The sequence below is a fragment of the Algoriphagus aquimarinus genome (assembly GCF_900112005.1).
Classification (GTDB): Bacteria; Bacteroidota; Bacteroidia; order Cytophagales; family Cyclobacteriaceae; genus Algoriphagus; species Algoriphagus aquimarinus.
In genome coordinates this window covers 106,322-121,194 of sequence record NZ_FOKK01000007.1, presented here as the reverse complement: position 1 = coordinate 121,194, position 14,873 = coordinate 106,322, and the positions used below count along the sequence as shown (strand labels likewise).

Annotated in this window: 11 protein-coding genes; 3 read left to right on the top strand and 8 right to left on the bottom strand. The window is 40.6% G+C overall.

The genetic code is table 11. From position 1 onward, the window contains the following. The first annotated feature begins 31 nt into the window (after positions 1-31). Positions 32-1,921: a sulfatase family protein gene (locus tag BM291_RS10930; protein WP_092897291.1), complete on the top strand. Its 1,890-nt coding sequence runs from the start codon at positions 32-34 to the stop codon at positions 1,919-1,921. Positions 1,922-2,092: 171 nt separating this feature from the next. On the opposite strand, the gene BM291_RS10925 is transcribed toward BM291_RS10930, so the two are convergent. The 8 genes from BM291_RS10925 to BM291_RS10890 all read right to left on the bottom strand — a co-directional run bounded on the left by BM291_RS10925 (position 2,093) and on the right by BM291_RS10890 (position 11,117). After that, on the bottom strand, positions 2,093-2,776 hold the full coding sequence (locus BM291_RS10925) for a type 1 glutamine amidotransferase domain-containing protein (protein WP_217647308.1): 684 nt from the start codon (positions 2,774-2,776) through the stop codon (positions 2,093-2,095). Positions 2,777-2,965: 189 nt separating this feature from the next. Continuing rightward, the gene (locus BM291_RS10920; RefSeq protein ID WP_092897287.1) at positions 2,966-3,547 is read right to left on the bottom strand and encodes a Crp/Fnr family transcriptional regulator; all 582 of its coding nucleotides are present in this window, start codon (positions 3,545-3,547) and stop codon (positions 2,966-2,968) included. Positions 3,548-3,679: 132 nt separating this feature from the next. Next, positions 3,680-4,261, bottom strand: a complete 582-nt coding sequence (locus BM291_RS10915) for a YdeI/OmpD-associated family protein (protein WP_092897285.1) — start codon at positions 4,259-4,261, stop codon at positions 3,680-3,682. Positions 4,262-4,343: 82 nt separating this feature from the next. Further along, a complete protein-coding gene (locus BM291_RS10910) occupies positions 4,344-5,642 on the bottom strand; it encodes a M28 family peptidase (protein ID WP_092897283.1) in 1,299 nt (432 codons plus the stop codon). A 164-nt stretch (positions 5,643-5,806) separates the two neighbouring features. After that, positions 5,807-6,745 (bottom strand): FAD-dependent oxidoreductase, encoded by a 939-nt coding sequence (locus BM291_RS10905; RefSeq protein ID WP_092897281.1) that lies wholly within the window; start codon positions 6,743-6,745, stop codon positions 5,807-5,809. A 7-nt stretch (positions 6,746-6,752) separates the two neighbouring features. Then, on the bottom strand, positions 6,753-8,543 hold the full coding sequence (locus BM291_RS10900; RefSeq protein ID WP_092897279.1) for a serine hydrolase: 1,791 nt from the start codon (positions 8,541-8,543) through the stop codon (positions 6,753-6,755). A gap of 376 nt (positions 8,544-8,919) precedes the next feature. Next, positions 8,920-9,600 carry a response regulator transcription factor gene (locus BM291_RS10895; RefSeq protein ID WP_092897277.1) on the bottom strand — a complete coding sequence of 227 codons (681 nt, stop codon included), beginning with the start codon at positions 9,598-9,600 and terminating at the stop codon, positions 8,920-8,922. After that, on the bottom strand, positions 9,597-11,117 hold the full coding sequence (locus tag BM291_RS10890) for a sensor histidine kinase (RefSeq protein WP_092897275.1): 1,521 nt from the start codon (positions 11,115-11,117) through the stop codon (positions 9,597-9,599). The genes BM291_RS10895 and BM291_RS10890 overlap by 4 nt, the downstream gene beginning before the upstream one ends. A gap of 114 nt (positions 11,118-11,231) precedes the next feature. Between BM291_RS10890 and BM291_RS10885 the strand changes: the two genes are divergently transcribed. Then, a complete protein-coding gene (locus BM291_RS10885; RefSeq protein ID WP_092897273.1) occupies positions 11,232-12,062 on the top strand; it encodes a GLPGLI family protein in 831 nt (276 codons plus the stop codon). Positions 12,063-12,082: 20 nt separating this feature from the next. After that, a complete protein-coding gene (locus BM291_RS10880) occupies positions 12,083-14,764 on the top strand; it encodes a TonB-dependent receptor (RefSeq protein WP_092897271.1) in 2,682 nt (893 codons plus the stop codon). Positions 14,765-14,873 lie beyond the last annotated feature (109 nt).

The window sequence follows — 14,873 nt, the reverse complement described above, 5'->3', positions numbered from 1 at the left end:
CTTGTACTAACGAAATCAACAAAAGCCCATCATGAAGTTTTTTAGAGTTATAGTAATCTGTGCCCTATTTATCAGTTTTACCAGTTTTGCGCAGCAACCTAATATCCTCTGGATCACTATAGAAGATACTTCTCCACAGTTTATAGGAAGCTATGGGAATGAAAATGCCAGCACCCCGGTGATGGATAAGTTTACCAAGGAGGGCGTGCAGTTTACCAATGCATTTTCAACGGGTACGGTATGCTCACCAAGTCGTACAGCTATAATCACTGGCGTGAAAACCTATGAGCTTGGGACCGGAAATCACAGAAGTAATTTCTCGATTCCATCAGCGATCAAAGGGTTTCCTTACTATCTGAAGCAAGCTGGTTATTACGTGACTAATAATAGCAAGACGGATTACAACGTAGCCCATGAGAAGGCCTTTATCGCTGAGGCGTGGGATGAGAGTTCGGGTAAAGCAGGTTGGTGGAATAGGGGTGAAGAACAACCGTTTTTTGCAGTCTTCAATTACAACGAATCTCATCAGTCCCGAACTATGACCAATCCCTATGATTGGTATGTGGAGGAAGTGCGGGATAAATTGCCTGAGGAAGATCGAATAGGAGAAAGCGAGTTTGAAATGCCGCCATTCTACAGGGATAGTCCAGCCATGAGAAAGCAGATGGCTAGAGTTTACAATAGCTTAAAACTTACTGATAATCGAATCGGAGAACTTATAGCTAGACTTGAAAAAGATGATCTTTTGGATGAAACCATAATCTTCATTTTTGCAGATCATGGAGAAGGGATGCCCAGAGGCAAAACCAATGGGATCAATTTCGGTTATCGTGTGCCTTTTACCATATGGTTTCCACCCAAATATAAACACCTTTCTCCATGGGGAAAGGCTTCAAGTACTGATGAACTAATCAGCTTCGAAGACTTAGCTCCTACATTGATCAGTCTTGTGGGCGAAGAAATGCCGGAATACCTGAAAGGTAGAATCCTGCTAGGAGTGGATAGGGATGCTGAAGTGGATCAGCTTTTTATTTCCTCAGACCGCTCCGACAATGGAATTGACATGGTACGAACGGTGACTGATGGGAGGTACGTTTATTCAAGAAATTATATGCCGTTTATGCCTGAAGCACGATACATCAGATACATGGAGATCGGGGAGATCAAACAGGTTATGGGGAGAGATTATGAAAATGGAGATTTAGATCCACTACAAAGAAGCCTTTTTGAACCTCGTGCACCTGAGGTACTTTATGATATAGAAAGTGACCTATGGGAAACAAACAATTTAATTGATGATCCTGAGTATAGAGAAAAGGTGGAGAAGATGCGTGCTGCTCTTGATAGACATATAATTGAGCAAAAGGATGTCTTGTACTTACCAGAATATGAATTGGAGAAAATATCCGTCTCATCAACTCCTTATGAATTTAGGCAGGAAAGCTCTCGGTATCCACTGGATGAAATTTATCGAGTAGCAAAGCTTGCAGGATTTCGAAATGAGGCTGTCATGCTTCAACAATTAGAATACTTGAAATCAGAAAATGAACTAGTCCGATACTGGGCGGCGATAGGATTGAGATCTCAAGAGAAGGAGTTGCTCTTACCTTATGCAGATAGGTTAGAAGCAAGTTTGGACGATAATTATCCTCCTAGTACCATCACCATAGCCGCTATCTTGCATGATCTGAATCAGAGTCAGAAAGCTGAGAGATTGTTAAAAAAGTATGTTTTGAGCTCTGATAAGCACTTGGCATTGATGACGATCAATTACCTAATTTACTCTGATCATAAGTCTTCTTTTATTGAAGTTATCGAGAAAGTTTACGCAAGAGAAACAGACGATTACAACACTTCAGCTGCTAGTAAGGACTTTTTGGGTAGTTTGGGATTGGTGCCAAATAACTTTGACTACAAGTAGTGCTTCCAGCAGCTTTGTTTGATTAAAAACTAGTCTTAGCATTTTTTGAAAAGTATAAGGTGATTAACTCACCTCAATCCTCGGTTTTAAAAATCTGAAGCAAGCATTTTTCAACGTGTTATTACTTAAAAATAGGGTAAGAATCAGGAATGATTCTTACCCTTAAATTAGTTATTTCTCAAGCTTTTTTAATAACATTTCAGCTACGAGCTCAGATGAAGCAGGATTTTGTCCGGTGATCAACAAGCCATCTTCTACAGCATAGGAAGCCCAATCATCACTTTTGGAGTAAATTCCTCCATTAGATTTTAGCATATCTTCTACTAAAAATGGGACGATGTCAGTTAATTGTACAGCATCTTCTTCGCCGTTGGTAAATCCAGTTACCTTTTTCCCTTGTACCAAAGGAGTTCCGTCTGCATTTTTAGTATGCTTGAAAATTGCAGGAGCATGACATACTGCACTTACTGGTTTGTTATTTTGGTAGAATGCTTCAATTAGTGCAATTGAATTTTTGTCTTCTGCCAAATCCCACAATGGACCATGACCACCTGGGTAAAATACCGCATCGTAATCGGCCTGATTCGCAGTCTCTAGTTTAATTGTTTTTGACAAGACGTCCTGAGTTTCTTTATCCGCATAATACCTCACCGTAGCAGGAGTTTGAGATTCTGGTGCTGCGCTTTTAGGATCGATTGGAGGCTGCACACCTTTTGGTGATGCAATCGTGATTTCTACTCCTTGATCTTTGAGTAAATAGTAAGGTGCTGCAAATTCTTCAATCCAAAATCCTGTTTTCTCTCCAGTATTTCCTAGCTCATCATGACTGGTTAATACAAATAATACCTTTTTCATAGTTGTGTTTTTTTCTGGTTTAGCCTCAATTTCCTTTTCAACTGTATTGCTGATGTTTGTGTTATTTCCACAAGCTGATAATAGAGCAATGCCTACTATCAGTAAGGATATGTTTTTCATATATGTTATTTATATGAGCAAAAGTAGGGTGTACCCGTATGAGAAAAATTGATGTAGGGTAAGAAAGGATTATTGTGTGATTTCTTTGCGAATTCTACTTAGGCTCTCTGTGGTGATGCCTAAATAAGAGGCGATGTGATAGTTTTTCACACTCTGCTCTATGTTTGGATAGGTACTGATAAAGGAAGTATATCTTTCTCTTGCAGTGAGGGAAAGGCTAAAAAGTATTCTCTTTTGAAAGGCCGAGAAAGCCTTTTCCATTTTTTTTCTAAAGAAAGTTTCCAGTGAAGGTGTCCCTTCATAAAGGCTCTCCATGCTGGTTCGGGACACTTTGTAGACAGTTGCTTCCTGAATGCATTCAATAGTCATAACGGCTTTTGTAGCTGTGAAAAATGCCGTGTAATCACTGATCCACCAATCTTTGATGGCAAACTGTAAGGTATGCTCTTTGCCGGAATTGTCCATAAAGTAGGTGCGTAGGCAACCATCGCTAACGTAATATTGGTTGTACACTACCTCATCAGCATGTAAAAGTGTATCTCCTTTTTTTAGCTTGATTTTCTCAAATTTCCCAGCAATCAAGATACTCTCTTCCCTTGTAAATGGGGTGTCATTGAAAATCTCCCGTAATATGGAGGTGTCGATGCTCATTTAGTTGTATGGTTTTCTGAAACAGAAAGAAATCAGTTCTTTCCTGATCTTGACCAATGTACTGAAGGCCTGTGAATGTTTGATATTGAATGCAAAAGAATTTCAGATCAGATATTTGAAAGTGAGATTCGATTAGCGGAACTGTTTAGGCAAAAGCTTTTGCTGGGCGTTCTCGGCTATTTCCACAATTCGCTTCTGTCTTGTCTCGGCACGCTTGGCAAGTACTATCCATGACAGTTGTATTTTCTGTCGAGATTTGCTCAGACTTTCGAAGTACTCTTTTGCCCCAGGATGTTTAATAAACTCTGCTTTCAGATCATCAGGGATAATAAGTGCTTCTACCGTATCCAATATTATCCAAGATCCATTTTGCTTAGCTATTGCAATACAGTCTAGCCCTGCTTTACTCATCAGGTTTTTCTCAATCAATAATTCGATTTTTTGCTTGTTGATTTTTGACCAGGTACTATTTTTTTTCCGCTTGCTAAAAAACTGTATAAATCGCTCCTCGTCTATCGACTTCCTTACGCTATCAATCCATCCAAAGCAAAGTGCTTCTTCGACTGCATCTGTCCAGCTTAAGTTAAAATTCTCTGACGAGGATTTATAGTAAATAAGCCAAATGGATTCCTTGGATATATGGTTTTGCTCTAGCCATTTTCTCCAGTCTTCTCGATTGGTAGGACAAAAATTATCAGAATGGATATTTGACATTAAAATTTTGAATGTTTAATGGCTGAATTTCTCTCCGTAATAATTCATAATAGGGACGATTGAATAGTAGTTCCTAGTTAAATCAATCTAACTTCTCAACCCGCGTTGGCGTATCTTCTCCGCTGATAATAGTCTTGCTACTGAGCGCGATTGCCTTGATTACCTCGGTCATATTATCCATGTCCAAGGTGCCGATCTCGTCACTTGCCTTGTGGTAATTAGGCTCATTGTTTGGCGCTTCTTCCATTTTGGAAGTAGAGATAGTATGTGCCGGAACTCCCAATTCTGCCAAGGTTCTGTTGTCACTTCGGTAGAATAAGTTCTGCTTAGGATATGGATCTGGCTCAAAATGGAATTTGGAGCCGACTAAATTTCTCTGAAGTATTTCTCCCATGGAGCTCTTTTCAAAGCCTGTGATGTAGGCAGAATTTGGCCCCCACTTACTATCTGTGCCGATCATCTCAATATTGAACATGGCGACAACCTTGTCTGGGTCAAGCTGCTTGCTGAAATAAGTACTTCCAAATCCACCTGATTCTTCTGCAGTAAATGCGACAAAAATCAAGGTGCGCTCATTGTCTTTTAACTTGTTGAAATATTTCCCAAGCATCATGATTGCGGTAGTTCCGGCGGCATTGTCATTAGCTCCGTTGTAAATACTGTCATTGTTTGCATCAGGTCTGCCAATGCCTATGTGATCGTAATGTGCTCCGAAAACCACATATTCATCCTTCTTAGATTTTCCCGGAATTACTCCTACCACATTCTTGAGCGGTTGCTTTGTCACTGTATTTGTAACAGTCAGCGCTAAAGATCTAGGGTTTAAATTTTCTGTAATAATAAACACCTGAGAATAATCAGTTGGGAATTTGGCTCTGCCGGTTGACCTTGCCAATCTTGCAAAGTTACTCGCATGCGAAGGGTCGATTAGCACCACTACATTCTTTTCGCTACGCAAAAGGGGGGAAACTAACTGAGTGAAATTTGCATCCTTGGCTACCTTGACCAGTTCATAATCCGTAAGAGAATTTACTTTTACTGATTCTGAGGTAGAATTCACCATCACATTGCTGCCGCTTAACGCTTCCTGATCCAGATTTCCATTGACTTGCGCTGGTGTTGCCAGCAGCATGTTGAAACTCTGCAAATACGAGTCATTTTCACCGAAAAATTCTAAGCCACTTTTCTGGAACTCGCCAGCAATAAAGTCAGCAGCTTTGTCCAATTCTGGACTGAAAAGTTGCCTTCCTTTCATATCATCAGCAGAAAGCACTGTTTCAATACGCTCTACTTCTGAGACATTAATTAGAGAGCCTATTTTCGGTGTACAGGAATACAAAGCTGTACCAAGAATAGTGAGGGAGAGTAATAGTTTTTTCATTTGGGCGAAAAGCTTGAATCTTTATAATTGAGTATAAGGTAAAGATTGTCTTTTTCTACCAGTAATAGAATCCATTTATATAAATGGGATATTTAATCTATTGAGGACGTATTTACGCAATACCTGCCTCGGTCTAGGCCTTTTAGGAGAGTTTTACCGGGCGATTATTTCCTCGATAAAATTTCAGCTAGCTCAATCGCACATCCCCAAGCAACCGTAAATCCTGCTCCTCCATGTCCATAATTATGGAATACATTTGAGTATCTTGAATCAAATTCAAAGCGAACAGCGCTTCTTCTAGGCCTCAATCCTACGATGACTTCTAGCACTTCAGGTTCTTGGGATACTCCAGATGATTTAAGTCTGTTTAGGATTAACTCGGTGTCAGCAGGATCGATGGATTCATTCCAATCATTCTCGTAGTCAGTTCCACCGATTACACAGTCGTTACTTCTGTTGATAATATAGCTCAAACCTCCTTTTTGAGTGGCGTTTGCAAAAGAAGCTACATTCATTTTCTCGCAACGAAGAATTTGCCCTCTCATAGGGTGCAAGTCGTCATCATTACAGAGTGATTTCGCTCCCAGTCCAGTACAGTTGATCACTGTACTATCCAATGCCGCTAGTTCTTCCAGTGTCAAAAGCTCTTGTTGTTGAAATTCCCCTCCAGCTGCTATAAATCGCTCGAAAAGGTGTGGCAGGTACAAAAGAGGTTCCGCCAATGGGACTTCAGATACAAAAGCCATTTGCATCCCTTTTGGAATCTCTTCCGAAGTTGCTTTCCTGACTTTTCCGGCTGGAAGTTGACTCGTCCAATCTATATTACTGTCAGCTGTGTAGGCAGTGATGAAAGGAATGAATTTTACTCCAGTTCCGTCCATGACCTCAGTTTCGTAGCGTCGATAAGCCAAAGTCGCCCAAGTATTGGTTTTAATTTTTGGGTGGATTTCAAAAGGAAACCAAATAGCGCCAACCTTCGATGATAAAGTCTTATCATAAGCAGATCTTGCAATCAGTTTCACATCAAAACCAGACTCCTGAAGAAGTATGGCTGATGTCAGGCCTACTATTCCTGAACCTACGACCGTAACTGAAGAATTCATGAGCGAATTATTTCTTGATTGCGGTAAAGGTCCCGTTTGGCTGAATTAGCAGCATGTTTAAGACACTTTCCTTTTCTTCAAATCGCACTTTGTAGCCTGACAACCCTTTGATGATAAACTCATTTTCCTGCGTAGCGGTAAGCATATATTCAGGCTGTCCTGGGACGAATAGCATCAACGATTCGTTCTTCATGCTAACTTTCAGCTCAGTTCCTGACAAAGTATAAGTACCCACGTAGGACGCTAGCGTTGCGGTAGAAACTTTAGCTTCTTCTGGACTACGTTTGAAAGTGATAGGATCTAATGTTGGTTCCACTTTCAAATTTGCCGACTCTATATCTCCTAGATCATTGGAGCGGAAATTAAAATTGATACCTAATCCTGATAAGGTGTCAACCTTGTTTTCTTTTACCATAAATGGCTCAAATACATCGTAATGTGTATGTTTCAAATACATACGTTCTCTAGGAAACTGAGCCCAGAGTGAGTCATTTGTAGATACAATGTTGAATGTGCCGTAGCCTGGATGGTTGTATTTACCAGTGTATTCTGCTAATCCGTGTGAAGGCGAGGTATTTGGAACGGTGTTGGATTTCTTTTCTGTTTTAGATTCCTTTTGTTGCTCCTTGGCTTTATCCAGTTTTTCGGTGTAGTAGCCCACCCAATCTGTTTTTTCCAAACCCAAAATTTCATCTGAAATCATATTTCTTGCTAGCGTAGGCAAGGAAGAACCATCTTGATTACTTAAGATGACAATACCGATTTTATCTGCTGGGAATAATGATACGTTGGCGGAGAAGCCATCGATATTTCCACCATGCTCCAGTCTATAATGTCCTTTGTAGGATGAAGTAAACCAGGCGTATCCATAACTGTTAAGATGTTGATCAGGGAATTGTTTGTCTGCGATACCACCACCAACGAGCATCAGCGGGTTGATTGCTTTCTCCACATATGCTTTAGGTAGGACTTGAATGTTATTCAGCGCCCCTTCGTTTAGCCAGATCTTCAACCAATTCGTCATTTCTTTTACGCTACTATTTATACTTCCCGCAGGACTGATTGCAGCGATATTGTAGTATGGTGTGATTTTGTTTGTTTCAAACTCTTCCAAAACATACCCCTTTGAGATATTACTATGATTCTGTAGTTCTTCGATAGTTACATTGGAAGTAGCCATATTCAGAGGTATGAAAAATCGCTCTTTAATGTTGTCTTCCCAGCTTTTTCCGGTCAGCTTTTCAGTGATGAGGCCCTGAGCCAAATACATAAAATTATTATAGTACCATTGCTCACGAACCCCCGTGAAAGGTTCCTGATATTTGACTCTACTTAACAAACTGTCTTTATCCTCTGTTGGAAACAAATACCAAGAAATATCATGTCTAGGCAAGCCTGTTCGGTGACTTATCATATCTAAAATAGTCACCTGATTATTCAACTCATCATTATAGAATTTTAGATCAGGTAGGTATTTCTTTGGGCTATCGTTGAATTTCAAGCCCCTTTCCTCTTCCATAATCCCCAAAAGTGCTACTGTAAATGCCTTAGAGGAGGATCCAATTGCGTAGAGTGTATTCTCATCGGCTTTCAACTTATTGTCCAAATCCCGATATCCAAACCCTTTAGCGTATAGAATTTCATCACCCTTCACGATAGCGACCGAAAAACCAACTGTTTTGGTCGCTTCTTGTAAGGCTTGTAGTTTACTATCAAGCTGTTTAGTATCTAGTTTACTTTGAGCAAAAATTAGTGAACAGCTAAATAGAAAAAGGAAAGAGAGGATGGTAGTTCGCATTATGATTTGGGTATGGTGCTTTAGGCCATCAAACTCCCAATTTTTTCTGTTAAATTCTAAGTAAATGCTAGATTTTTGAGGAATTTGAAAATTGGTTCGAGTGAATTAGGTATTCCAATTCATTGCCAAAAAGTAAGCTCTTCCTATTTTCACTGTGGTAGTGCTTTGAATGGGGCGCAGAAAACCTGCGTGGTGCAGAGGTGACTGCTTGGTTTTTTTTCCTTAAAATCCAAGCAGCCTTGCCTCCGACTTCTCTCCACACAAAATCTTGTTAGGGTTAAGATTTTCTTCGCTTTTATAACGTAGCAATCGGAGGGTTAATTTTCCGGGTTTGTATTAAAATGCTTTAAAAGATGTTAAGCCTAAACCCAATTGCCTAGCACACCAACTTGTACCCAAATCCTCTCACATTTAAGATCTGGATTTGAGTATCTTCTTGGAGTTTTTTACGAAGCTTGGTGATAAAGACATCCATACTTCGGGCATTGAAAAAGTCATCAGATCCCCAGATCTGTGTTAGAATTAAACTTCGATCCGTGATTTGATTGGCATTTTCCAAGAGGATTTTTAGTAGCTGGGATTCACGGGCAGTGAGATGGCACTCTTCATTTTCTAGCTTTAAAAGCTGTTTTGTAGCGTGAAACTTATACTTTCCCAAATTCATCCAATCAGACTGATTTTTACGGAGTTGTAATCGGTTAAGTTGAGCTTTGATTCGGACGATAAGTTCCTCCATGCTGAAGGGTTTTCGTACGTAATCATTGGCTCCTAACCCAAAGCCTTTGAGTACATCCTCTGTTTGAGATTTGGAAGTCAGAAAAATGATTGGAGTGTAAGGGTCAGTTTTCCGAATTTGCTCAGCGAGGGTAAAACCATCTTTTTTAGGCATCATCACATCCAAGACCAGCACGTCAGGTTTGGACTTCTGATAGCTGTCCCAAGCTTGTAATCCATCAGCACAAAGCGTCACCTGAAACTCTCGGCTTTCAAGACTTTCTTGAATGATCATACCTAAGGCCATTTCATCTTCAGCTAATAAAATCTTGATTTTGCTCATGCCCAAGTCGTGATAAAAGATGTGCTTTTTGTAGATGATTCCAGTTCTATTTTGCCATTGTGTTTTTCGATGATCTTCTTCACGTAATACAGCCCTATACCAAATCCTTTTACGTCATGGAGATTTCCTTTTGGGATTCTATAGAATTGTTCGAAAACTCTTTCTTCTTGATCGCTACTAATATTTCCCCCATTGTCCCAAATGCGAATTCGAGTATTTGCACCTTGATCAACAGTAATCCGAACCTCATCACCGCCATACTTGAGGGCGTTGTCGAGAAGATTAGATAAGGCATTTTCAAAGTGGAAAGGATCTACGTTGATAGCTGAGATTTTGGAAGGAACGACTAGTTCTATTTCTTGCTCGGGTGATAAGGTTTGGAACTTCTGCACCAAAGACCTAAGCACAGGAATAGGATTAATTTCCTCTTTCTGTAAAATAAACTGCTCTGAATCCAGCGTGGCAGTTTCCAAAAGCTTCTCCACCATCAAGTTCAATTTGAGCATCTGACTTTTGGATATTCCGAGGTACTTCTTAGTCTTTTCCGGATTGTTTTCCGGATTGAATAATTCTATTCCTTCTATGGCCGAAAGAGTCGTGGCTATAGGAGTTTTGAATTCATGAGTAATATTCCCGATCAGATCCTCTTTGATCTCAGCGATTTCCTTTTGGTTTTTGATTGTTTGGTAGAGGTAATAGAACGCCCCTGCAATAATTAGTAGGAAAATGACTGACATAAGGATGTCCAAAATCCCTCGCTTTAGAACGGTCAATGCTGTGTTTTCAAAGTACATTTCCAGCTTTTGACCACGAGGCAAGAAAGTGGACTTTGAAACTGTAGAAAATGGCATTTCTGTCAAAGCCGGATAATTGAACGATCCTGAAATGGTGTCGTGCTCGTAGTGTAGCAGTCCATAGTTTATCGCGATTTCCTTTCTATCCAGTTCATCCTTTACCAGCGTGCTTATTTTCTCGAAATTCAGAGAATCACGTGTAATGGATATGATGATACGATTAGTGAGGAGTTTGAGATTACTTATGCTGTCCGCCGCGTTCAAGCCGCGAAATATATTGATGCTTTGAATTTGGTCAGGATTGATGTTTTTCAGTGTGTCTGAATGGGCTTCAAAGCGAAAGTTTTTTTTGTCGTCCAGATTCCCAAACCAATTAGCATTCGAAGTGTCTCCAGCTTCCATTTTTTCTAGAGTCTTCATTAGTATTTTACTTTCTCCAATATTTTTGAAAAAGTCATTTTCTAAAGAATCTGAATCAGCTGATCTTTCTGACTTGAGCATAAAGCCGGAAGTTCTATTTTCAGTAAGCGTGATCACATCAGTTTTAGCCAAATCAGCGAAGTAAACCTCCAACGCATTATCCAAACTCTGCTGTATATCAGCCACAAGCTGAGCTTCATTTTGCTTGAACTGGGTGTAGTTTCTATAAATCTGCACCCCAATACTTACCAGCAAAGTGAGGGCAATCAGAAGACCTATTCGCTTAAATTGTAGCTTTTTCACGGGGCTAAAGTAGAGGCTTAGAAATATATAAAACTGAATGTTAACACACGTTAACACTGGTTAACTCAGTTGTAGGGGCAGTTTGCATTGGTTTGTAGCAACTAATTTACTGCTATGAACTTACGATTACTATTTCTCGCTTTCGCACTGATGGGCTCTATTATCACTGCCATTGCTCAAGGACTTACGGGCAGAGCCTTTTATAAATCTTCTTCCAAGATTTCATTTTCTATGGATAGCACCAAAATGGCTCCTGATGTCATGGCCGATCTTCAGAAGCAATTGAAGAAGCAGATGGAGCGTGAATATATACTTACTTTTTCTCAGACAGAATCAAACTGGAAGCAGGTAGAAAGTCTAGGAGGTGGTCCAGCTACAGCATCTTCCGGCGGGGCAACTATCATGATCAGTGCGGGAAATCAGGATAAACTACTCTATAAGAATGTTGCTGAGCAAAATTACATAGAGGAAGAGGATCTGATGGGTAAAGGTTTTCTGGTGAAAGATAGCCTGAGGAATTACGATTGGGAATTGACCGGAGAAAGTAAAAAAATAGGAGACTACACTTGCCAAAAAGCCATCTATTCGAGGATTGTTGATAGCAAAGTTTTTTCTATGGGTAAGGAGGAAATGGAAGCTAGCAAGGACACGGTGAATGTCACTGCTTGGTTTACCATGCAAATTCCTGTGAGCCATGGACCCAGTGATTTTTGGGGATTGCCGGGACTGATACTGGAATTGCAAAACAACGGAATGACTTACATCGCCGAGAGAATCGTATTGAATCCAACTGATCCAGTCAAAATAGAAATCCCTAAAAAGGGAGAAATGATCAACAGAGAAGATTATCAGGCCCTTTCTGAAGAGAAGATGAATGAGATGATGAAGCGATATTCGGGCAAGCCAGGAGATGGAAATCGCATGACTATCAAAATCGGGAATTGATCCTTTTGCAAACTATACTCATGTTATTTCTAAAGCGTTTTATTGCAATCGGATTTTTCCTACTGATAGCCCTTCCTTCTTTTTCCCAAAATAAAAACCTGATAGGACAGGTGCTGGATAGCCTAAATCAGCCCATTGCCTATGCTAATGTGGTAGCCGTGAACCAGACTACGCAAAAGATCGGCGGATTTAGCATCAGCGATGGGGAAGGCCGATTTAAGTTAGGGTTGGCTCCAGGGTCTGAATATTTGCTTCGTGTTTCTTTTGTTGGGTACAAGCAGTTTGAAGTGAAAATCGCGGACTGGTCTGACGAGGAGCAGATAAAAGTCATCCTGAGTCAGGACGAAACCATGCTTGATCAGGTGGAGGTAGTTACGGAGCTACCGATTACCATGAAAGGCGATACACTGACTTACAAAACCGATGCATTCACTACGGGCACGGAGCGGAAGCTTAAAGATGTGCTGGAAAAGCTTCCTGGATTCGAAGTAGATGACAATGGTGAAGTGAAAGTGCAGGGCAAAAAAGTGGATAAGGTAATGGTGGATGGCAAGAATTTCTTCGATGGTGACACCAAACTTGCTACTAAAAACCTTCCTGCAAATGCAGTGGATCGGGTACAAGTCTTGAAGAATTTCAATGAAGTAGGTCCTGTACGTGGACTGGATAATGACGAGAGTCTAGCACTAAATATTCAGCTCAAGGACGGTAAGAAGAATCTTGTGTTTGGAGATTTGACGGCAGGTGCTGGACCCAAAGAACGGTATTTGGGGCATGCGAATGCATTTTACTATTCTCCAAAAGTGAATCTCAACCTGATCGCCGATGCCAATAACGTGGGAGAACTGGCTTTTACTCTTCAGGATTATTTCAGGTTCAGCGGGGGGTTGGCTGGTTTGGCAGGTAAGTCCGGTTCTTCGCTGAGTGTAAGTTCAGATGATCTAGGTATTCCCATGGCGCAACGCAATAATGCCCGTGACTTGAGAACGGAGCTAGCGGCAGTGAATTTGAATTATAACCCTAGCTCCAAATGGAGGCATTCAGGTTTTGTGATAGGTTCAGCTTCCAAAAACAAACTGGGTTCAACTTCTCAAAGAACCTATTTGAGATCAGATGAAAACAATCAGGAAACGCTGACTTCAGCCAGTACTGTCGAGAATAAATCTGGCCTGATGAAGTATTCAGTGACCTTTACTCCTAAGGAGGAAACGTACGTGAAGTATAGTGTTTTTGGGAAGTTGGCCGATATCGCTAATCAGAACTTTCAAGATTCAGACTTTGGGCAAACACGTCAACAAATTGCCAGTTATCAAAGTCGACAGCCGTATGCACTTCAGCAGAAGGGGGAGTGGTTTCATGCTCCTTCGGATAAAAGAGTCTTTTCCATGGAAGTGAACTGGGAGAAAAAATACCAGAATCCACTCTATGATTTGACTACAAACCAAAAGCCTTTTGGAGGTATTGTGCCGATTTTGGACAGAGATACCTATCGTTTTTTACAAGCTCAGGATATTAAAACCCGCACGATTGAAGGTGCTTTCAACTATTACCTGATACTTAATCCTACCAATCATATCAATTGGAGTTTGGGTTATACGGATACACGTCAGGAGCTAGTTGGAGATGTGAAACAGGCGGACACTTCTGAGGAGGTAGATTTAGGTGCTTTTACAAATGACTCCCGTTTTAACTTTCAGGATTTGTATCTGGGTATGACTTACAGGACCAAATGGAAGTCAGTGGTGATCAGTCCTTCGCTTTATCTCCACAGATATGCTTGGAATGATGTGCAAATGGAGGATGAGTTGAGGAATGATAAGCTTGTGCTGCTTCCAGGCATGTATGCCAAGTGGAGCATCAAATCCAATCGCTCGCTTACCTATCGCTTCAGCAGTCAGGCGAACTTTATGGATATCCAGAAGCTTGCCCAAGGCCTGGTGGTATCGGATTACAATTCAATTTTCCAGGGAAATAGACAATTGGACAACGGCTTGTTTTACACCCAGTCACTAGGATACAATCATTTTGATTTCTTCTCTGCACTCAATCTTTTTGGAAATCTGACTTGGTCTAGAAAGCATCAAGATCTGGTGAATACGACTAATTTTGAGGGTATCAATCGAATCATGAGTATTCAAAACATTGATCCTATCAATGAGACCCTGACTGCAAGCTTGCAGGCAGATAAGCGATTTCAATCATTCAAATTAAGTGGGGGAGGAAATTGGAATACGTACTCTACCAATAGTCTTGTCGATCAAAATCTGATTAACAACAGTCAGTTTGCGCACTCATACTTCTTCAAGTTCACCAGTACATTTATGAAAAAGGTGGAGGTTGATTTGGGCTATACTTGGGATCAAAACTTCTATAAGTCCACGAATGCTAAGAATACCTTTAGTACCCACAGTCCGAAAATAGAAATTGACTGGGATATCTGGAAGGGGCTGAAGCTAAATGCGGATTATACGTATAATGCCTATTTGAACAAGGCTTCACAAACAAAAAGTGAATTTGATTTCTTCAATGCTTTCATCAGCTATCAGGGTAAGTCTAGTCCTTGGGAATTTAGATTTACGGTTTGGAATATACTTGACACCAGATCCATCCGAAGAGATAGTTTTACAGAGAATTTGATCAGCACCTATTCTTATTTGGTTCAGCCGAGGTATGGCTTGTTTACGGTGAAGTGGGATATTTAGGGAAGCTGGATGTTGAGTGGCCGATGACCGATGTAACAATAGTTCTATTGTAGGCCTTAATTGGTAATCAATAGTTGGCTTGAAAGCCTATAAACAAGAAAGGCCGGGA

Coding starts and splice junctions, on each gene's coding strand:
- BM291_RS10930 (WP_092897291.1), top strand. CDS start 32: ATGAAGTTTTTTAGAGTTATAGTAATCTGTGCCCTATTTATCAGTTTT.
- BM291_RS10925 (WP_217647308.1), bottom strand. CDS start 2,776: ATGAAAAAGGTATTATTTGTATTAACCAGTCATGATGAGCTAGGAAAT.
- BM291_RS10920 (WP_092897287.1), bottom strand. CDS start 3,547: ATGAGCATCGACACCTCCATATTACGGGAGATTTTCAATGACACCCCA.
- BM291_RS10915 (WP_092897285.1), bottom strand. CDS start 4,261: ATGTCAAATATCCATTCTGATAATTTTTGTCCTACCAATCGAGAAGAC.
- BM291_RS10910 (WP_092897283.1), bottom strand. CDS start 5,642: ATGAAAAAACTATTACTCTCCCTCACTATTCTTGGTACAGCTTTGTAT.
- BM291_RS10905 (WP_092897281.1), bottom strand. CDS start 6,745: ATGAATTCTTCAGTTACGGTCGTAGGTTCAGGAATAGTAGGCCTGACA.
- BM291_RS10900 (WP_092897279.1), bottom strand. CDS start 8,543: ATGCGAACTACCATCCTCTCTTTCCTTTTTCTATTTAGCTGTTCACTA.
- BM291_RS10895 (WP_092897277.1), bottom strand. CDS start 9,600: ATGAGCAAAATCAAGATTTTATTAGCTGAAGATGAAATGGCCTTAGGT.
- BM291_RS10885 (WP_092897273.1), top strand. CDS start 11,232: ATGAACTTACGATTACTATTTCTCGCTTTCGCACTGATGGGCTCTATT.
- BM291_RS10880 (WP_092897271.1), top strand. CDS start 12,083: ATGTTATTTCTAAAGCGTTTTATTGCAATCGGATTTTTCCTACTGATA.